We start from the raw sequence: 17,954 nt of genomic DNA on the forward strand, positions 1-17,954 counted from the left end.
ACGGCGGAGGACGATACGATGCCGAGAGTTTCGCAGGAGCAAGCCAAGCTCAACCGCCAACGGGTCGTGGAGGTCGCATCCTCCCTGTTCCGGGAGCGCGGCCTGAACGGCATCGGCGTCGTGGACATCATGGCGGCCGCCGGCCTGACCCATGGCGGCTTCTACGGCCAGTTCGCCAACAAGGATGCCCTCGCGGCCGAGGCGTTCGACGCCGCGATCGGCAACGAATACCGGGCGAACCTCGACACCTTCATCGAGAACTATCTCTCCCTCGGGCACGTCCGGACACCTGGGAGAGGCTGCCCCGTCGCGGCCCTGGTGAACGATATCGGGCGCGAGCCTGCCGGAAGTGCCTTGCGGTCGCGGTTCACCCACGCGGTTAAGGGGCTCGCCAGCCTCATCGCGGACAGACTGCCCAAGAGCGCGAAGGAGCGTCGTAGGCAGCGGTCGCTCGTGGCGCTGTCGACCATGGTCGGGGCCGTGGTGCTGGCGCGGGGCGTCGACGACGAGGCGCTGGCTGACGAACTCCTCCAGGCAGCGCGCTCGACCATCACCCCCTGAGACGTTTCGGGTCCGCGCGTTTCGGAGCCGGTTCGACGTTCCGAATCTGGGTCTCCGAAGGGAAGTTGGGGCTGATGTCCAAGCAAGCCGAGGCCGGCAAGGATGGCCCGAGCGTCCACCTGCGTTCCGTGGACGACTAGTAGCGCGTCGTCGGACTATCTCAGACTGGAGCCCTCATGGACGTCCGCACCCGCCGCCTCCTTACGGCCCCTATCGTGCCGACCCTGGCCCGGATGGCCGTGCCCAACATCCTGGTGATGGCGGTCCAGACCTCCGTCGGCCTGATCGAAACGTATTTCGTGTCGATGCTCGGGACGGACGCATTGGCCGGGATGGCCCTCGTCTTTCCGGTGGTGATGCTGGTCCAGATGCTCTCCGCCGGCGGGATGGGGGGCGCCATCCAATCGGCGGTCTCCCGCAGGCTGGGTGCGGACCGGCAGGCGGAGGCCGGAATTCTGGCGTGGCACGCGATGGTGCTCGGCCTGGGGCTCGGCATTGCGACGAGCCTCGTCGCCCTTCCGTTCGGGCCGACCCTCTACGCGGCGATGGGCGGGACCGGAGGCTCGCTCCGAGCAGCGACCACCTACGCGTCCATCGTGTTCGGCGGGGCGGTCCTGATCTGGCTGTTCAACGCGCTGTCGGCCGTGATCCGCGGCACCGGCAACATGGTGCTTCCGGCCATCGTCACCTGCGTCGGGGCCGTCGTGCTGATCCCGCTCTCGCCCGCGCTCATCTTCGGTTGGGGGCCGTTCCCCGAGTTCGGCGTCGCGGGCGGTGGCGTGGCATTCGCAGCCTACTACGCCGCGGGGTCCGCGGTCTTCGCCGCCTACATCTGGTCCGGCCGCAGCGTCCTCCGCCCGAGCCGCCGCTTGCCCGCTCTCTCTTGGGGGCCGTCACGGGAGATCCTGCGCATCGGGGTTCTTTCAGGCATCGCCAGCATGACCTCGAACGTCACAGTCATCGTGGCGACCGGCTTCGCCGGGGCGGCGGGGCCGGCGGCCGTGGCTGGCTACGGGACCGGCGCCCGGCTCGAATACCTCTTGGTCCCCCTCGTGTTCGGTCTCGGCTCTCCCATCGCAGCCATCGTCGGTACGGCCCTGGGAGCGGGCGACCATGCACGAGCCCGCCAGGCGGCACTGACGGGTGCCCTCATCGCCGGTGTCCTGACGGAGTGCATCGGGCTCGCGGCGGCCCTGCATCCGGCCGCGTGGCTCGGCCTGTTCGGAGACGATCCGGCGATGCTCGCAACGGGCTCGCTCTACCTGCGTATCGTCGGCCCGTTCTACGGATTTTTCGGCTTCGGGCTGGCCCTGTACTTCGCCGCTCAGGGTGCAGGACGTGTCGGCTGGCCGCTCGCCGCCAGCCTCCTTCGGATGGGAGTCGCATTGGGCGGTGCTTGGCTCGCCTTGGCGCTCGGGCTCGGCCTCGCCGGAACATTCATCGCCATGTCGGCCGGGTTCGTCACCATGGGGCTCGTCAACGCGGCGGCCTTCGCGACGGGCAAGATGTTCCCGAGCGACGCCCGCGGCCCACTCTCCGTAACTTCCGGAACCCTAGCTCCAGCCGCGGGCGTGAGACGCTGACTTCCGCACCATAGGGGACAGGGGGGATCTCCATCACGCTGCGTAAACGGCAACTCGGCGACCGGGCGCTCCGGATGCTGCTCGCGACGGTCTTCGTCGGGGCGGCAGGAACGAAGCTTGCGGCGTCCGAACTCGAGACCATGAGCTTCGCACGCTTCGGCTACGCGCCATGGTTCATGTACCTAGCGGGTCTCGCCCAGATGCTGGGTGCGGTCTTGCTCTGGGTCCGGGGATATGTCGCGTACGGTGCGCTGCTCCTTGCTGTCTTGATGGCGGGTGGTGCGGTCAGCCACCTGCGCGTCGGCGACCCGGCGATGCTATCTGCCCCGGCGCTCGGCCTGATGGCGCTACTCTGCGGTATCGCCGTTGCGCACCGGCACGAACTCCCCTCCCCGTGACGCCGAACGAGGTCGGAAGATTCGGATAGTTCGAAGCCTGAGCAAGCCTCGGTTCCCGGGACGCTTTGGCTGGACTCAGGCCGACAGGGCCATCACGGCGGCACGAAAGGCGTCCTGATCGACCTTGCCGAGTTGTCGGGTAACCGTCTCCTGGGCCTGCTGCCAGAGAGGGTACGCTTCGGCGAGGAGCGTGCGGCCCTCGTCGCTGAGTACGACCCGCCGGACACGACGATCCTCCGCATCGCCCTGCACGGTCACGAGGCCGCGGCGCTCCAGGGGCTTCAGGTTGGCCGTGATGGTCGTACGATCCGTCGCCAAGTGCTGCGCCAGGGCGCTGATGGTCGGCGGCTCCTCGCGAACCAGCATCATTAGCAACGTGAATTGCCAATTCGAGAGCCCAGTTGGTCGAAGGGCGGCGTCGTACCTACGCCCGATGGCGCGCGCGGCCTTCTGCGCCGCGAAGCTGTAGCAGCTCCGTTCGACGGATGCGGCCATCGTCGGGGTCGGGACGGGATCTCGTGCCATGGCGGCTCCCCTGGAGGGTTGATACCAACTATATAGGTGCGGTCGGCATGCGTCCAAAGTCGGAAACAGCTGCTCGGAGAGGCCCTTGAAGGGTTGATATCAACCATGTGCGCCGCCACACAGCCGTCAGCCCGTATAGGTTTATATCAACGTTATCGCAGAGAGAGGCCACTGGTTCGAAGCGAACCGGCAGGGCCAGCCGCTCCGTCGATGAGGAGAACTCCGATGACCGTTCGTTCCATTCTCGCCGCTGCCGCAGTCGTCGCCGGCTTCACCGCTTCGGCCGCCGCACAGGAAGCTCGCACTTTCGAGGCGTGGGGCCATACCTTCGACGTCCCCGGCGCCCGGGCCGCTTCCGGGACGGTCGCCGCCCCCGAGCGGGATGCCTTCCGTGCCATCGCTCCGAAGCGCACCTACGTTTCGGGCCAGGTCGGCACCGTGGTCGAGAATGAGGTTCTCGCGCCTGCCACGACCTCCAACGTCATCAACGTGTGGGGTGCGCGCATCGAGGGGCCGGCTCGCTAGTCGGGACGTGGGCATATCCTACGCAAGGTCCAATCCGACAAGCCGCCGACACCGGGATCCCACGGCCTCGCGATCCCGCAGGGAAAACCGTCAAGCTGCATCGATGCCATCGATGCAGCTTGCCAATTTGAATTACGAACGTAATGTATTGAGGTCTGCGGCAGTGGCCTGTCGCGACAATGGGAGGTCACCGTGACCCAGGGCAGCACCAAGACCGCAATCGTCACCGGGGCCGCCTCCGGCATCGGGTTATCGACCGCCAAAGCCTTGCGGGCTGCGGGCTACCGCGTGTTCGGGACAAGCCGGAAATCGGTGCCCGCCGCCGGGGGCGGGATAAGCATGCTGGTCTGCGACGTCACCGAGGACGCGTCCGTCACCGAGATGGTCGAGACGGTCTTCGGCGAGACCGGCCGCATCGACCTGCTCGTGAACAATGCCGGCTTCGGCATCAGCGGCCCTGCCGAGGAAACCTCGATTGCACAGGCGCAGGCCATGTTCGACGTGAACCTGTTCGGCGTCATCCGCACGACCCGTGCGGTCCTTCCCCTGATGCGTGCCCAGAAGGGTGGCCGCATCATCAACGTGAGCTCGGTGCTGGGCTTTACTCCCGCGCCTTACATGGCCCTGTATGGCGCCAGCAAGCACGCGGTCGAGGGCTACTCGGAGTCGCTCGACCACGAGGTCTGTAGCCAGGGCATCCGGATCGTGCTCGTGGAGCCCGCCTTCACGCGGACCGCGTTCGACCGGAACCTCGTTCGATCCGATACGCCCCTCGACGTTTACGAGGCGGAGCGCGCCGGGCGTAACCGCTTCCTGGCCGACGTCATGATGACCGCCGATGCGCCCGAGGTCGTGGCGAAGGTCATCGTGAGCGCCGCCACGACCGCGACGCCCAAGCGGCGGTACACCGCGGGATCCAAGGCACGGCAGGTCAGTCTGCTGCGGCGCTTCGTCCCGGCAAGCGCCTTTGACAAGGCCTTTCGCAAGGAGATGCGCCTTCCGCCGATCGCATGAGAACGCCGGTTGCTATTGATGTCGGCTGACGCGTTGGGCGCTCAGTGTCTCTCACAAAACTCCCGCCGCGCTGTCATCGCCAGAGCGAGAACGGTCAGAGACCGGGAGTTTTGTGAGGCACTCTTAGGTGTTGCGGAAACCGGAAAGGCCAGCCTCAACCTCGGACGACGAAGGTCACCTCAGCGCAGCGCAAGGCCGCGACAGTTTCGTCGCCCAGCGCGAAGAGGGCCGCGCGCTTCACGCCGAAGCTCAAGGGAGGGAGGGGCCGCCCTGAAGTTCGCCGCCGGCGCAATCGACCCCGTAGTCGATTTCGGCCACCACCCGGCCGCGATCGAGCTCGTGCGGTCGATTACGAGTTAACGGCAGCTTTCGGGGCACAAGCAGCCTTCCCGGCGCACTTGCTCGAAGGTTCGCTGATGGCGCGAAGCAGCGGTCCAGTCTCCGCTTGCTCAAATGCCGTTTCCCGCCCCGCGTCGTCTTTTGGTTGTGCGATCACGCGTATCCATAAAACGAACGTTTTCCGTGCGCATATGGGGGCTCGGACGGCCTGCCGACACAGCGCTGTTTTTGTGATGACCAGTATATCCGCAGATCTATTGCACGCATTAGGGCATTGTTTGACTGCCCTGGCATGCTCGCCGGATACGCACGTGTCTCGACTCAGAATAGAACCTCGACTTGCAGCGCGATGCGCTGACCCAGGCTGGCTGCGAGCGGATCTTTGAGAAGAAGAGCGGTAAGGGGCAGGAGTAGGCGCCCGCGAAGGAATGACCTTCGAGAGTGAAGGCGCACAGCCCATAAGCTTGGGAAAAAACCGTCCCCTAAGGGGGACTGCTGGGGAGAGCGGTCAATTTTCGCTCTCATAACCCATTGCCACCATTCGGCTTTCCTAGCGAGGAAAACCTGGTGGAGCTGAGGGGAGCCTTACCCAAGGATCGGTTAACCCCTTCTACAACAACGAAGTCATTGTCCTTGCGTCCGTTTTGGGGGCGAGGCATGGGTCTTAACCGGGTCTATTCCCTGGGCGAGTACCCTATGCCGCGCCGCGCCTCCGTCGATCGAGCCTACCTTGAGCAGCATGGCAGGCATTGGCGTGTCAGCGTGAACGTGCCTGCCGCAGTCAAGGACATCATCGGGCGACCGAAGCTTCGACACGATCTCGGCACCGATTCCCTGCGGACCGCCAATCTTCTGAAAGGTCCCTACATCGCCCGCTTCAAGGCCCAGATCCAAGAGGCCCTCACCACGGTCGGTCGTCAGAAGCAGTCGACGACCCGGGAGGCGATGGAACTGGCGAAGTGGGCCCGGGAGGCCAAGGAGCGCAACACCTCGCGGGAGGACTGGGACGAGTACCATCAGATCATCTCGGAACGGACCGTCGAGATCCGGACACGGAACGCCATGCCCGTCGAACTGCCTGCGATCGATGATGACGGCCCCGGGCTCGGATGGATCAACAAGCCGGAGGATGTCGCGGAGGCCCGGCGCTTCGGGCGCATTGCCTATCAGGCCGGGACTCCGTTCGCCGAGTTCCATGAGGAGTATTTGAAGGGATCCCAGGTCGCGGCCCGGACGAAGGCCGATGACGAACGATCTCTTCGGCTTCTCCTACAATGGCTCCAGAATGAGAATGTTGACCCAGAGATCGAGCGCATCACCCCTCTGCGCGCGCACGCCTTCGCAAAAAGATTGCCCACGCTCGCCGACGTCGCACCGGCGACATGCAACAAGTACCTGTCGCGGCTATCCTCGTTCTGGGCTTACCTGGCAACCGTGACCGAGGTCGCCGCCTCGAATCCCTGGGTCGGCGTCGCTCTTCGGAAAACAGGCCCGAAGTCCGGCGAGGAAGAGCGTCCATTCACAGACACTGAGGTCGCCAAGTTGCTGCTTGGGCCCGCCTCCCCCCACATGCTCGACCTCATGTACATCGGTGCACTGACCGGGGCGCGTCTCGACGCGATCGTAGACCTCAAGGTCCAGGACACCGCCAACCGCGTCATCCTGTTCCAGGCGCGCAAGACGGAGACGCACGCCCGCTACGTGCCGATCCACCCTCTTCTGGAACCTGTCATCGCCAAGCGTTGCCAGGGCAAGGCTCCCGAGGACGACCTGTTTCCCGAGTGGCCGCCGGTGAGGAAGGTCGGCTCCATGCGCGAGCGCTCCTTCAAGGCTTCCAACCATTTCACCGATTACAGGCGTCTCGTCGGCGTGGACGAGGTCGTGGCAGGGAAGCGACGCGCCCGCGTGAACTTCCACAGCTTCCGGCGTTGGTTCATCTCGCGGGCCGAGCAGGCCGGGGTTGCGACCGCGATGATCTCCGCCATCGTCGGCCACAAGCACGGTTCGATCACACTGGACGTGTACAGCGAAGGGACGACGATGCAGCGAGCCCGAAGGGCGGTCGCCAAAGTGAAGCTCCCTCCCCTCGACGGCAGTCCGATCCGTGAGATCCAGACGGTCCGCGCGCGAGTGCGGTCAGCATAAGTCGGACCTCTGCCTCGTCCGCTGTTCTTTGCTGCTCAGGACATGACTACGCCGAGGCCCGGCTGGCTTCCGGAGATCCGATCTTTCGTTCGACGGCTTCCGATAGGCCCAGACCGGCATTTCGAGCGGAGTCTCCGCGATTGGCAACGACGCTGTGGATGAAGGCGATCACGATGACAGCACCACCATAGGCAGAGATCAGCCACTCCGGCACGTGCGTCACGGCGGCGATGAACATGAAGGCGGACAAGCCTCCAATCGCCCAGAACGCACCCGGCTCCAAGTAGCGGTACTCTGCCAGCGACTTGGTGTCGAAGAACAGAAGCGTCAGTGAGCGTACGAAAACCGCACCGACGCCAAGCCCCACAGCCACGACGAGAATGTTGTTCGTGATGGCGAAGGCGGCGATCACGCCATCGAACGACATGCTGGCATCGAAAATTTCCAGGTAAAGGAACATGCCGAGGCCGCCTGTCGCCAGGGCCTGTCCGCCAGTGGCACTCGACCTCTCCTGCATACGAAGGTCGATTGCCTCAAGGCCTTCCTTGATGAGGTCGACGGTGATGTGTGTCCCGATGCCGGCCATCGCGGCAACGAAGAACGCGACCCCCTTCCCCTCGGGCATCAGGTAGGCAGTGAAGCCGGCCGCCACGCCCGTGATCAGAATCTGAATGCCTTCCAGATGGCCGAGATGGCCCAGCACGGACTCGACCCCTGGGAGCCAATTCCCCTCGCGCTCGGAGTCGATGAAGAATTTCAGGAAGATCATCATCAGGAACGCGCCGCCGAAGCCTGATACGATCGCGTGACTGGAGATCAGGATCTGCGCGAACCGTCCCGGATCGGCGTAGGCCAAGCGCGAGGCCTCTGACAGGGAAAGGCCACCGAGCCAGCTGACGATCTGGATGGGTAGATAGAAGCGCATCCCGAAGACAGCGATGAAGATGCCGACCGTGATGAAAGCCTGCCGCCAGAACGGTGACATCCGCTCCATCACCTTGGCGTTGACGATGGCGTTATCAAAACTGACAGCCAATTCCATGATGGCCAGGACCATCGCCAAGGGTAAGAGTGCCACGCCTCCTTCCGCGAAAGCGAGGGCAACGAACATCAGGGCCGACAGCCCGATGGCGTACCGGAAATACTTCAAATTCGCGGCCACGACGGCCTCCGCATGTTACTGGTTCGGCGCATGCCGGGGCAGCTTAAGATTTTACTCGGCACCGATTTGGTTACGCTTGCGCCTGCCGTTACGGGGGCGGCCTGTAAGCGATCATTCGGCCGGAGGCATCGAGGTCGACATAGGCCCGAGCGCCGCGTCGACCCTGGACGCGAAAGACCATGGCATCCCGCCGGACATCGTCGAGCTTGAGTTCGTTGCCGACCGCGTCGACGAACGTTTCCTCGCGACCTCCAACATCACGGATGCCATGGGCGTCCATGAAAGCAAGGTTGTCTCGTTCGAGGGCGAACGCGCGTACCCGCCTTCTTCGCTGCGCCAAGCCGACGAGAAGCCCGATCACGGCCGAAGCCGCATGGACCAAGAGGGCGATACCGAGGAGCCCTCCAGCACCCGAATTCGGCCGTCCCGGCTGTGGCTGGCCCAGGACGGCGACCAGGATCACACAGAGGGTCAAGCTTCCCGCCGCAGCGAGCATCGCACCGATTACGCGGAGGACCGATGGCGAGTGGTGCCCCCTCGATAAATTCCACGCTGCGTAGCCAGACCCTCCGGCCACCGCCACGAAGGCGATGACCGGCAGGATCCATTCCTTGCCCTTACGGTAGATGTCGCGCCCTGCGCTCCAGCCGAAGCCAGCGGCTGCCGAACCTGCTGCGATCGCCGCGAGGCTACGCAGCGCTCCTGGAGAAGACGCGGCCACCGTTCGGCTCTCAGGCGTTGATGCCGTAGGACCGGGCAAGGTCCCCGAGGCCGCCCGCGAACCCTTGTCCGACAGCCTTGAACTTCCACTCGCCGTTGTGGCGATAAACCTCGCCGAACACCATCGCGGTCTCGGTCGAGGCGTCTTCCGATAGATCGTACTTGGCGAGTTCCGCGCCCCCGGCTTGGTTGACCACGCGGATGTAGGCGTTTTGCACCTGCCCGAAATTTTGGCTTCTCTCTTTCGCTTCATGGATCGTCACGGCAAACACGAGGCGCGTAATCGCTTCGGGAACCTTGGCAAGATCGATCTTCACGACTTCGTCGTCGCCGTCGCCCTGCCCCGTCGTGTTGTCGCCCATATGCTCGACTGAACCATCGGCAGACTTCTTGTTGTTGTAGAAGATGAACGCCGCGTCACCGGCACACTTCCCGTCGGCTCCGAGCAGGAACACGGAGGCATCCAGGTCGAAGGGCTTGCCGTCCGAGACGCGGTTATCCCACCCGAGGCCAGTGAGAATGGCAGCGAGGCCGGGGGCTTCCTTGGAGAGCGAGACGGTGCCCCCCTTGCTCAGGTTCACAGGCATGGTGCGATCCCTTCTTGGGTCGTGCGTCGGATGACTGGTGGGACGGGGGCGGACTGGGGCGCGCTCCAGAAGAGCGCGATGGTGGCAAAACCGGCAATCAGCCGACGTTGATGCCGTACTGGGTTGCCATGGCCTTCAGGCCACCCGCGTAGCCTTGTCCGATTGCCTTGAACTTCCACTCGCCGCCGTGGCGATAGATTTCGCCGAACACCATCGCGGTCTCCGTCGAATAGTCTTCGCCGAGATCGTAGCGGGCAATCTCGCGCCCGGTGTCCTCGTTGACCACACGAATGAACGCGTTCTGGACCTGACCGAAATTCTGGCCTCGCTCGCTCGCCTCATGGATCGTCACGGTGACTGCAAGCCTCTGCACATCGGAGCCGACCTTGCCGAGAACGACGCTGATCTTCTCGTCGTCCCCGTCACCCTCGCCGGTGCGGTTGTCCCCGTGGTGCTTCACCGACCCGTCGGCCGATTCCTTGTTGTTGTAGAAAATGAACCCTGCGTCATTCGAACACCGGCCGGCATCGCTGAGCATGAAGAGCGAAGCGTCGAGGTCGAAATCCTTCCCATCCGTCTTGCGATTATCCCAGCCAAGCCCGATTAGGATCTTGGAAAGATTTGGTTCTTCCTTGGACAGGCTGACATTGCCGCCCTTGCTGAGGCTCACGGCCATCTTGATCCCCTTTTCTCGTGAATTGCTGGGAGCGCCCTCGGAGCGCCCGTCGTTGACAGGACCCGATCGTGGCCCTGGACCCGGAACGATACTCTGGTGAGGAGACGCCTCTTCCAGGGTCCCCTCTTCACCCTTTCAAAGTTCGAAGTCGGCCGGCGACAGGCCAAGCTCACGGCAGGCTTTACGCACCACGTCCTTCTCCTTGGCGTCGAAGGTGCCGTCCGCACCGCCGACCATGATGCCGATACGGATCAGCTGGCGGGCCGCGGCTGGGTCATTGCGAAGTGCCCCGACGTACTTCATCGCCTCTGCGAGACCGATTTCGGCGTCGAAGTCATACTTGCCCTTCAGCTCATCGAAGAGCGGCTGCACGGTGTCCCATTTGAAAGCCTTCAAAGCCTCCAGGTTCTGGAACACGCCATAAAGCTTGCGCTTCTCGTCCTGGTCGATAGTTCCGTCCGCCGCGGCGATGGCCACCCCGATGGCGACTGCGCCCTGCATGAACTTTCGATTATTGAAGCGGGCGATTTCGCCCTTGAGCGCAGACGATGCTGCCTCGCCTTGTGCCTTGATCCAATTCAGTGCGCTCATCGTTCCGCTATCCCTCGAAACGTTGCGTGTGTCCGCCGCGAAAACTTGTCAGGCGGCGAGTTAATTCAGTTCTTCGAACCCGCTTTCCAGCGTAGCCCCCAGCCATAAGCGGTATCCATGTCGTCGTGCCCTCGGAAGTACGCGACCTCCCGGGAGATCCGCATCCGGCCTGCGTCGTTCTCGATCAACGCCACGGCGCACATGCGTTTGGCGTTCGATCCCTCTTCCATACGAACTTCGACGGGGCCTTCGCCCGGGACCCGCACGGTCACCACACCGTCGGTGCGAGCCCAGTTGGGCACGCCGTCGTAGATGAAAGCGAAAACGAGCAGGCGCTGGATGTTGGTGAAGTACCGGCCGTTCACCCGCATCCACTCGCCGTCGACGGAAGCGCCGGAGCGGTCGTCGGAATCGAGGGCCACGAATGGCTCCCGGTCGAGCCGGCCGAAACTGTTCCCCAGCGCCTGGACGCAACCGATCGATCCGTCGGTCAACTCGTAGAGGCAACCGAGATCCAGGTCGATCCCGCCACCACCGCGCTGGAGCAGCCCGGAAAGTCCGCCGGTCTTTGCCCTGCTCCAATTGAGGTTGACCGTCACATCTCCGTAGTCCGACCGCTTCTCCAACGAAACGGTCGGACGTTCCTTGGTCAAGCTGACCTTGGAAAGATTGATCGGCTTCGGTGTCGGTGGCGAGACGGGTGCAGGGGCGACAGGTTGCGGCTTGGGTGCCGGCGGCGGAGATGCAACTGCGGCATCCTCCACGTCGACGCCGTAGGCACTCGCAAGAGAGGCAAGGCCGCTGGCAAAACCCTGTCCGACCGCCTTGAACTTCCAGCCTGCGTCCCGGCGGTAGAGTTCGCCGAGAACCAACGCGGTCTCGCCGTTGGAGGCCGGAGGTGGAATGAATGCGACAGCATCGCCTTGTGCCGATTGAACGGAGATGCGGAGGCCTGCGATCTTTCCGAAATGCATCCCGGTTTCCCGGGCACCGTGTATCGTCCCGCTGAATGCCACCCGCTGGACGCGATCCGGGAGTAGCGCCGTCTTGATGTGGAAGACGGAAGCGTCGCGGTCGGGCACATGGCCGGGTACGCGCTCGAAGCGAACGGCGCCATCGCCTTTCTGGCCATAGAAAATCATGTCCGCGTCACCCGACACGCGCCCGTCCGCGCCAAGCAGGAAGGCGGCTGCGTCGATTTCGTCGAGCCCCGGTGTCGAAGCCCATTCCACGACAACCATGAGGTCGCCGCTGGGCACAGGGGCGTTCCCGCCCATCGTGAGAGTGGTCATGTCGGCGCTCTTCCTGAGGGGACCCGGCTCAGAGACATTCCCGGGCAGGCCCGACAAGATCGGCCGCCGTACGTCCGTGTGCGGACCGGCCTATCGCCTGCATGTCCCACGAGCTGCCGGCCCTACGGAGGACGGCCATGACGACGCCGGTGTGGCGCCCCTTCTCCGCCAGAGTGAAGCGAGCGAGCTCCCTGCCATTGGATTGGTCCACGACCCGGCAGAAGGCGTTGTCGACCTCATCGAAGGTCTGGCCGCGAAAGGAGTTCACGGTCAGAACGAGGGCGTCGATCTCCGCAGGTAGGCGCGTGGTGTCGATATCGATCACCTCATCGTCGCCATCGCCGTCGCCCGTCAGATTGTCGCCATTGTGGTGGATCGCGCCACCAAGGATGTCGAGGCGGCCAAAATAGGCGGTATCGACATGGCGCCCGCCTGCGAAGGCTAGGCAAGAGGCATCCAAGTCGATGGAATCGCTGCCGCCGCCGCCAAAAAGCTTGCCTAGGAACCCGCCACCTTTCTTCGCGGGATCCCACCCGAGGCCCATACTGATCCTTGCGAGACTTGGAGCTTGCTTGGTGAGCGAGATCGAACTGCCCTTGGTCAACGAAACGGCCATCGCGCCCCAACCCCGATACGGCTCAGGGATCGCTACCCACGGCCGCTTGCGGGCGAAACCTACTTGGTTGTATTGTCCTGTCAAGCTGCTTACTGGCGTTGTTTTTCTAAATTCACACAAGCACTGCGATGTTTTAATGATCATTTGATAGGCGCATTGACCCAATTGTCAAAACGACACCAGGAGCCCGATTGCAAAAATGCATCTATTTAATGAATTTGATCGCTGCTACGCGCGAGCATTGCTTCTTGATGTAACGATATGGCATCGCGTTGCTGGTCGTGGGGCATCAAACGCGGCGATGGATCACTTTCGTCGCCTGAGGGCGTAGCATGGGCACGAGCCTCATTATCGGCCAGAACCGTCCTATCGCGGCCCCCCGCGTCCAGTTCGAGGCAATAGGCCTCCCATCAGGCTTCGCTCTGGCAGCGATCCCGCAGGGCCCGTCGCCAGCTCTGCCTTGGCATTTTGGCTCGCCACCACGTCATTATCTGCTGGATTTTGGCGCTGGGTGTCGCGAGGTCGATCTCGAAGCGCTCGGAACCGGCACGGACAGCGTTCTTCTTGTCGTGTACGCGGTGCGTGGTGTGCGAACCTTATCTGCTGCCGCCGAAGCTCGGTTCACCGTCGATGGATCCGTTTTGACGCCTGCCGCTGATGTCGGGCGCCTTACCGCGATCGTCTTTGCCCGCCTTTATCGGCATGGGGGTGGTTGGAAGCTGCGAGCACTCTCCGAAGGCACCTCGCGCGGTCTTGCCCATCTGGGGCGGCTCCATGGCGTCATCATCGACGACGATGGTGAGCCGGTGCCGCTTCCACCCGTTCCACCCCCGTCCGACGAGAGGTCTGCCGGAGCCCCCGCCTGGACCGGTACCGGCTTTCTGGTCGCTCCGGGGCTGATGATCACCAATGCTCACGTCGTCGAAGGTGCGCGCGCTCTCGTGGCTGCGGGGTTCGAGGGGCGTACGGCGGTAGAGCCTGTCATCATCGATGCCAATTGCGACCTCGCGCTGGTGCGCCTGCAGGCCGATGTCGCTGGCACACCGCTGCCGTTCCGGACCGGTCACGGTCCATCTCTTGGCGAGACGGCGATCACCCTGGGCTATCCGCTCGCCGGTTTCCTGGGGGCGGGCCCCCAGGTCGCAAATGGATCGGTGTCCGGGCTCCTCGGTCCATCGGAGGATGCGCGGATCCTACAGATCACGACGCCAATCCAAGGTGGATCGAGCGGGGGACCTGTCCTCGATACCAGAGGCCGCGTCATCGGCGTGGTGACGGCTTCGCTCCAAGGGGTGCAGAACGTGAACTTCGCTGTACGGGGCAGCCTCGCTCAAGCCCTCGTAGAGGCTGCCGGCCGCAGCGCTTTGTTGGCGAACGACGACCGGCCGGAGGCTGATGTGGCGGGCGTCGCCCGTATCACACGCGGTGCCGTGTGGCGATTGGAGGCGAGACGGTGACAGTCATGACCCGTACCGCAATTTTCGAGGAAACGCCCTTCCAGATGCCGTTTGGCAGCACACACGTGACAGCAGCGGAGCCTACTGCTCGCGTATGGCCGGACGACAGGGTGCGCGCTTCATGAGAATTCGAGTTCCCCGAAGCAAGGCAAGCCGCCGCATCGCTCTCGCTGCGGCAGCCGTGATCGTCATGGCCCCCATAGGGCTCGCGTTGGACTTTTACCTGCCGACCTATCGCCTCGTTCGGGTGCTGAACTCGGACGTTTATCTGCAAGGGCATGGCAAGAAGGATCGAACGACGGGGGTCTACCAGATCTTCACCGAAGATCCGGATACACGGCGACAGCACGTATACCACAACGAGGATACCGGCTGGGGCTTTCCATTCTATTTTAAATTCAATTCGGCCGATGTTCAGTCGACCGCAGTGTCAATCGCCTCTGACGCATCGCGGGATGGCAACTACGCACTTGTCACGTCTTATGGCTGGAGGGTGAACCTTCTCTCGATGTTCCCAAATGTTACGGCTATTCGCCGCGTCCCGCGTGGCTACGTGTCTATTCCGTGGTTCAACATCGCCTTTTTTACCGCCCTCGCCGCCGCGATCGTCTGGCTCGCCTACCTGTATCGCCGCTGGCGACATCTGCGGATCGCGCCGCCGGAAGCCGTTCGCAGGATCCCCCAGTGATCGAGACCGCCCTCAAGCAGCCGCTCACAGCGGATTTCCGCGTCGACCTCCATGCCGACCTGCCCACGGGGCGTATTGCGGTTGAAGTCCATGCCTCGGATGTCCCACCCGAGGATCTTTTCGGCTTCGCCCAGCGGCGGAATCCGAAGCGAGCGTTCCTCTTCGTGTCACGCGTACTGGGCCGTCATATCCCAGTTGCCCCCGCCGTCATGCGGTCGACCTTCGCCAGCCTAGCGGCGAAGGTACCCTTCGACCTTCCCGGACCCGTGTTGGTGATGGGGATGGCCGAGACCGCCATCGGCTTGGGTGCTGGCGTGCACAGGGAGTGGTGTCGTCTCACCGGGCGGGACGATGCGGTCTATCTCCCCAGCACGCGACACCCGCTCGGCGGGCCGATCCTCGCCCGGTTCTCCGAGGACCACAGTCACGCGACGTCCCACCTCGTACACCAACCCATCGCCGCGACCTTGCGCGACATGGTTGCCAAAGCGCGGTCCCTCATCCTTGTGGATGACGAAATCACCACCGGCCGGACGCTCTCCAACCTGCGCGCGTCACTCGGCGAAGCAGGCCTCGGAGGTATTCGCAGGGTCGTGCTCGCTACCATCACGGACTGGTCTGGCGGTAGGGCCGGTGAGGATTGGGGGGAGCGGGTCGACATCGCGAGCCTGCTTTCGGGACGCTTTACCTGGACGCCATGCGCCGGTGCATCCGTCCCGTGCATGCCCCACGTCAACGTGACGGCGTCCGGTACCTTCCCTTTGAACCCAAGCCGTGATTGGGGGCGGTTGGGCATCCACCGTCATGCCGACATCGCGGCCGTCCCCGACTTGAAGTCCGGCGACCGCATCCTCGTACTGGGAACGAGTGAGCATGTCTGGCGCCCCTTCCTCATCGCCGAGGCGCTGGAAGCGGCCGGGTGTCATGTCTGTTTCTCGGCCGTGACGCGTTCGCCCATTGCCCTTGGCCATGCCATCGGCTCGGCCCTGTGCTTTCGGGACTCGTACGGCATCGGGATCCCGAACTTCGCCTACAACGTCGATCCGGCCGCGTACGACCGCGTCTTGCTTTGCACCGAAACTGCCGCGGACTGTGTCGATCCGGCATTCGTGCGCGCTCTCGGCCCTGCCCTCACCATCCTGTCCGAGGCCGCCGCATGATCCGCCCCCTCGTTCTCGTGGATCTCGACGACACGCTCTTCCAATCGGGACGGAAATGCCCGTCCGCGGAGGCTGGGCATCTTACGTTGACCGCAGAAGCGTCCAACGGGCGCCACTCCTACGCGACGCGCTCCCAATCCAGTCTCTTCATGTGGCTCAGCGAGACGACCGAGCTCGTTCCGGTCACGGCGCGAGGAAGCGAGGCGTTCGCGCGGGTCAGGCTTCCATTTCCGCATGGTGCCGTTCTCGCGAATGGCGCTGTCGTGCTGTTGCCGGGCGGGCAGGTGGATACCGCATGGCGTGCCGAAGTCGCGCGAGGGCTTGCCGCCGCAAGGAGTGACCTGGATTTCCTCCTCGCCCGCGGGCGGCAAATCGCTCTCGAAACCGGGCTACGGCTCCGCTCATGGATCGTCGAAGAGGACGGGATCGGCGCCTACGCCGTCTTCAAGGATAACGCCGACGAGAACGGAAATGGGCTCGCCGCACTCGCCGATGCGCTAGCCGCCCCGGCGGGGTGGACCCTTCACCGCAACGGCAACAACATGGCCTACATCCCGGCCTGCATTTCCAAGCGCTCGGCGTGCGAACGCCTCGTGGATGACGCGCGCCGCTTGGATCCAGGGCGGTTGATTGTCGGGATCGGCGACTCGATCTCGGATTTCGGGTTCATGGCACTCTGCGACCTGATGGCGACGCCTTCTCGTGGCCAGTTGGCCGACCTGCTGGCCGGCATCTTCGTGGAACAGGATCGAGCTTCTCGGCAAGCCGGGCGGCCGCCCCTCGATAACCCGATGTAGGAAGCGGTGACGCGATGAACGCCCGCAACGTCGTTGCCGCGCATGCTGCTGGATTTCACGGCAGCTACGCCCCACCCGATGTCGAGTTTCTGCTCAGACCGATCGCGATCACGCCTGTCGGCATCGCGGAGAAGGAGCGGCTCATTCAGTCCGGGCAGCGGCATTACTCGGAGATGCTCAGCGCAGAGACGGCCCCCTCACCCGCCTACGCGGCACTCTACCACTCCGCTCTCGATACCGGTGCGCGACGCTTCGGCCGAGACACGGCCGCGCTTGCCCTCGCCTTGTTCCAGGGAACGGGGCAGCCCGTGACGCTGGTCAGCCTCGTGCGCGCGGGCGTCCCCCTCGGTGTCCTCCTGCGACGCGCGCTCGTCGAACTCGGAGCCGACGTGGCTCACTTCGGCATCTCGATCGTGCGCGACAGAGGCATCGACACGGTCGCCCTCGACCATGTCCTCGCCCGCCGACCGGCCGATGGTCTCGTCTTCGTCGACGGGTGGACGGGCAAGGGAGCCATTGCGAGCGAACTCGCGGCGAGCCTTGCAGGGCATCCCACCCTCTCCCCGCGGCTCGTGACCCTGGCCGACGCGGCCGGACGGGCATGGTTGTCGGCCTCCGGCGAGGACTGGCTCATCCCGTCCGGCATCCTCGGAGCCACGGTTTCGGGTCTGACCAGCCGAAGCGTTCTCAATGACGCCCTGGTGGGGCCCGGTCAGTTTCACGCCTGCGCCGTGCAATCCCATCTCGCCGAACACGATGTCTCCCGCACCTTCGTCGATACGGTATGGCCCCACGTCCAGGCTGCCCTGGGCTCGGTCGAGCCGGCGGAGTGGACGGATGCAGATCGGTTCGCGGCGCGATCCGCCGCCGAGGAAGCCGTCGCCTCGGTCGTCGCCCGGTTCGGGGTCATGGACCGCAACCGGATCAAGCCGGGCATCGCCGAGGCGACGCGGGCGGTCCTGCGGCGCGTTCCCGAGCGCGTCCTGATCACCGATCCCGGCGAGCCGGATCTCGCTCCCCTGGTGGCCCTCGCGAGCTCATCCGGCGTCACACTCGACGTGCTTGGTTCTGCCCTCGGCCCCTACAGGGCGATCACCTTGATCCGGAAGGTCGACTGA

19 protein-coding genes and 1 pseudogene are annotated in these 17,954 nt (G+C 64.2%); 12 read left to right on the forward strand and 8 right to left on the reverse strand.

The genetic code is table 11. The features are described from left to right. Positions 1 to 18 precede the first annotated feature (18 nt). From M2437_RS14015 to M2437_RS14025, 3 genes are all read left to right on the forward strand, one after another. On the forward strand, positions 19 to 561 hold the full coding sequence (locus M2437_RS14015; RefSeq protein WP_015823981.1) for a TetR family transcriptional regulator: 543 nt from the start codon (positions 19 to 21) through the stop codon (positions 559 to 561). 176 nt (positions 562 to 737) lie between these two features. Beyond that, entirely contained in the window at positions 738 to 2,144 is a 1,407-nt protein-coding gene (locus M2437_RS14020) for an MATE family efflux transporter (RefSeq protein ID WP_253387779.1), read from the forward strand. A gap of 74 nt (positions 2,145 to 2,218) precedes the next feature. Then, positions 2,219 to 2,542, forward strand: a complete 324-nt coding sequence (locus tag M2437_RS14025) for a DoxX family protein (protein ID WP_253387780.1) — start codon at positions 2,219 to 2,221, stop codon at positions 2,540 to 2,542. 75 nt (positions 2,543 to 2,617) lie between these two features. Here M2437_RS14025 and M2437_RS14030 read toward each other — a convergent pair whose 3' ends face one another. Beyond that, on the reverse strand, positions 2,618 to 3,067 hold the full coding sequence (locus tag M2437_RS14030) for a MarR family winged helix-turn-helix transcriptional regulator (protein ID WP_253387781.1): 450 nt from the start codon (positions 3,065 to 3,067) through the stop codon (positions 2,618 to 2,620). Positions 3,068 to 3,292: 225 nt separating this feature from the next. On the opposite strand from M2437_RS14030, the gene M2437_RS14035 reads away from it, so the two are divergent. The 4 genes and pseudogenes from M2437_RS14035 to M2437_RS14050 all read left to right on the forward strand — a co-directional run bounded on the left by M2437_RS14035 (position 3,293) and on the right by M2437_RS14050 (position 7,090). Further along, the gene (locus tag M2437_RS14035) at positions 3,293 to 3,592 is read left to right on the forward strand and encodes a hypothetical protein (protein WP_253387782.1); all 300 of its coding nucleotides are present in this window, start codon (positions 3,293 to 3,295) and stop codon (positions 3,590 to 3,592) included. Between the two features lie 192 nt (positions 3,593 to 3,784). Then, positions 3,785 to 4,606, forward strand: coding sequence for an oxidoreductase (locus tag M2437_RS14040; protein WP_253387783.1), 822 nt, complete (start codon positions 3,785 to 3,787; stop codon positions 4,604 to 4,606). Between the two features lie 631 nt (positions 4,607 to 5,237). Continuing rightward, positions 5,238 to 5,347, forward strand: a pseudogene (locus tag M2437_RS14045) (recombinase family protein); the annotation flags it as partial. Positions 5,348 to 5,641: 294 nt separating this feature from the next. Continuing rightward, positions 5,642 to 7,090, forward strand: a complete 1,449-nt coding sequence (locus M2437_RS14050) for a tyrosine-type recombinase/integrase (RefSeq protein ID WP_253387784.1) — start codon at positions 5,642 to 5,644, stop codon at positions 7,088 to 7,090. A gap of 46 nt (positions 7,091 to 7,136) precedes the next feature. Here M2437_RS14050 and M2437_RS14055 read toward each other — a convergent pair whose 3' ends face one another. The 7 genes from M2437_RS14055 to M2437_RS14085 form a co-directional block, all read right to left on the reverse strand. Beyond that, a complete protein-coding gene (locus M2437_RS14055; RefSeq protein WP_253387785.1) occupies positions 7,137 to 8,252 on the reverse strand; it encodes a DUF475 domain-containing protein in 1,116 nt (371 codons plus the stop codon). An 88-nt stretch (positions 8,253 to 8,340) separates the two neighbouring features. Then, entirely contained in the window at positions 8,341 to 8,973 is a 633-nt protein-coding gene (locus tag M2437_RS14060; protein WP_253397609.1) for a hypothetical protein, read from the reverse strand. Between the two features lie 10 nt (positions 8,974 to 8,983). Beyond that, a complete protein-coding gene (locus M2437_RS14065) occupies positions 8,984 to 9,559 on the reverse strand; it encodes a TerD family protein (RefSeq protein ID WP_253387786.1) in 576 nt (191 codons plus the stop codon). Between the two features lie 97 nt (positions 9,560 to 9,656). Next, on the reverse strand, positions 9,657 to 10,235 hold the full coding sequence (locus M2437_RS14070; RefSeq protein ID WP_253370250.1) for a TerD family protein: 579 nt from the start codon (positions 10,233 to 10,235) through the stop codon (positions 9,657 to 9,659). A gap of 135 nt (positions 10,236 to 10,370) precedes the next feature. Next, a complete protein-coding gene (locus M2437_RS14075; protein ID WP_253387787.1) occupies positions 10,371 to 10,826 on the reverse strand; it encodes a tellurite resistance TerB family protein in 456 nt (151 codons plus the stop codon). Positions 10,827 to 10,891: 65 nt separating this feature from the next. Next, entirely contained in the window at positions 10,892 to 12,118 is a 1,227-nt protein-coding gene (locus M2437_RS14080; RefSeq protein WP_253370254.1) for a TerD family protein, read from the reverse strand. Positions 12,119 to 12,146: 28 nt separating this feature from the next. Next, positions 12,147 to 12,722 carry a TerD family protein gene (locus M2437_RS14085; RefSeq protein ID WP_253370256.1) on the reverse strand — a complete coding sequence of 192 codons (576 nt, stop codon included), beginning with the start codon at positions 12,720 to 12,722 and terminating at the stop codon, positions 12,147 to 12,149. A 344-nt stretch (positions 12,723 to 13,066) separates the two neighbouring features. Between M2437_RS14085 and M2437_RS14090 the strand changes: the two genes are divergently transcribed. The 5 genes from M2437_RS14090 (at position 13,067) to M2437_RS14110 (ending at position 17,954) form a co-directional block, all read left to right on the forward strand. Further along, positions 13,067 to 14,191 carry a trypsin-like peptidase domain-containing protein gene (locus M2437_RS14090; RefSeq protein WP_253387789.1) on the forward strand — a complete coding sequence of 375 codons (1,125 nt, stop codon included), beginning with the start codon at positions 13,067 to 13,069 and terminating at the stop codon, positions 14,189 to 14,191. Positions 14,192 to 14,285: 94 nt separating this feature from the next. Further along, positions 14,286 to 14,879 (forward strand): DUF1523 family protein, encoded by a 594-nt coding sequence (locus tag M2437_RS14095; RefSeq protein ID WP_253387790.1) that lies wholly within the window; start codon positions 14,286 to 14,288, stop codon positions 14,877 to 14,879. Further along, entirely contained in the window at positions 14,876 to 16,039 is a 1,164-nt protein-coding gene (locus tag M2437_RS14100; protein WP_253387791.1) for a phosphoribosyltransferase domain-containing protein, read from the forward strand. The genes M2437_RS14095 and M2437_RS14100 overlap by 4 nt, the downstream gene beginning before the upstream one ends. Continuing rightward, complete coding sequence (locus tag M2437_RS14105) at positions 16,036 to 16,836, forward strand: HAD family hydrolase (protein WP_253387792.1); 801 nt, start codon at positions 16,036 to 16,038, stop codon at positions 16,834 to 16,836. Before M2437_RS14100 ends, M2437_RS14105 begins: the two co-directional genes overlap by 4 nt. 14 nt (positions 16,837 to 16,850) lie before the next feature. Beyond that, positions 16,851 to 17,954 (forward strand): cysteine protease StiP domain-containing protein, encoded by a 1,104-nt coding sequence (locus M2437_RS14110; RefSeq protein WP_253387793.1) that lies wholly within the window; start codon positions 16,851 to 16,853, stop codon positions 17,952 to 17,954.

It is taken from the genome of Methylorubrum pseudosasae, assembly GCF_029504475.1.
Classification (GTDB): domain Bacteria; phylum Pseudomonadota; class Alphaproteobacteria; order Rhizobiales; family Beijerinckiaceae; genus Methylobacterium; species Methylobacterium extorquens.

Bases quoted from the DNA above. Each gene is read 5' to 3' on its own strand.
- M2437_RS14015 (WP_015823981.1), top strand. From the start codon at position 19: ATGCCGAGAGTTTCGCAGGAGCAAGCCAAGCTCAACCGCCAACGGGTC.
- M2437_RS14020 (WP_253387779.1), top strand. From the start codon at position 738: ATGGACGTCCGCACCCGCCGCCTCCTTACGGCCCCTATCGTGCCGACC.
- M2437_RS14025 (WP_253387780.1), top strand. From the start codon at position 2,219: ATGCTGCTCGCGACGGTCTTCGTCGGGGCGGCAGGAACGAAGCTTGCG.
- M2437_RS14030 (WP_253387781.1), bottom strand. From the start codon at position 3,067: ATGGCACGAGATCCCGTCCCGACCCCGACGATGGCCGCATCCGTCGAA.
- M2437_RS14035 (WP_253387782.1), top strand. From the start codon at position 3,293: ATGACCGTTCGTTCCATTCTCGCCGCTGCCGCAGTCGTCGCCGGCTTC.
- M2437_RS14050 (WP_253387784.1), top strand. From the start codon at position 5,642: ATGCCGCGCCGCGCCTCCGTCGATCGAGCCTACCTTGAGCAGCATGGC.
- M2437_RS14065 (WP_253387786.1), bottom strand. From the start codon at position 9,559: ATGCCTGTGAACCTGAGCAAGGGGGGCACCGTCTCGCTCTCCAAGGAA.
- M2437_RS14070 (WP_253370250.1), bottom strand. From the start codon at position 10,235: ATGGCCGTGAGCCTCAGCAAGGGCGGCAATGTCAGCCTGTCCAAGGAA.
- M2437_RS14075 (WP_253387787.1), bottom strand. From the start codon at position 10,826: ATGAGCGCACTGAATTGGATCAAGGCACAAGGCGAGGCAGCATCGTCT.
- M2437_RS14080 (WP_253370254.1), bottom strand. From the start codon at position 12,118: ATGACCACTCTCACGATGGGCGGGAACGCCCCTGTGCCCAGCGGCGAC.
- M2437_RS14090 (WP_253387789.1), top strand. From the start codon at position 13,067: ATGGGCACGAGCCTCATTATCGGCCAGAACCGTCCTATCGCGGCCCCC.
- M2437_RS14095 (WP_253387790.1), top strand. From the start codon at position 14,286: ATGGCCGGACGACAGGGTGCGCGCTTCATGAGAATTCGAGTTCCCCGA.
- M2437_RS14105 (WP_253387792.1), top strand. From the start codon at position 16,036: ATGATCCGCCCCCTCGTTCTCGTGGATCTCGACGACACGCTCTTCCAA.
- M2437_RS14110 (WP_253387793.1), top strand. From the start codon at position 16,851: ATGAACGCCCGCAACGTCGTTGCCGCGCATGCTGCTGGATTTCACGGC.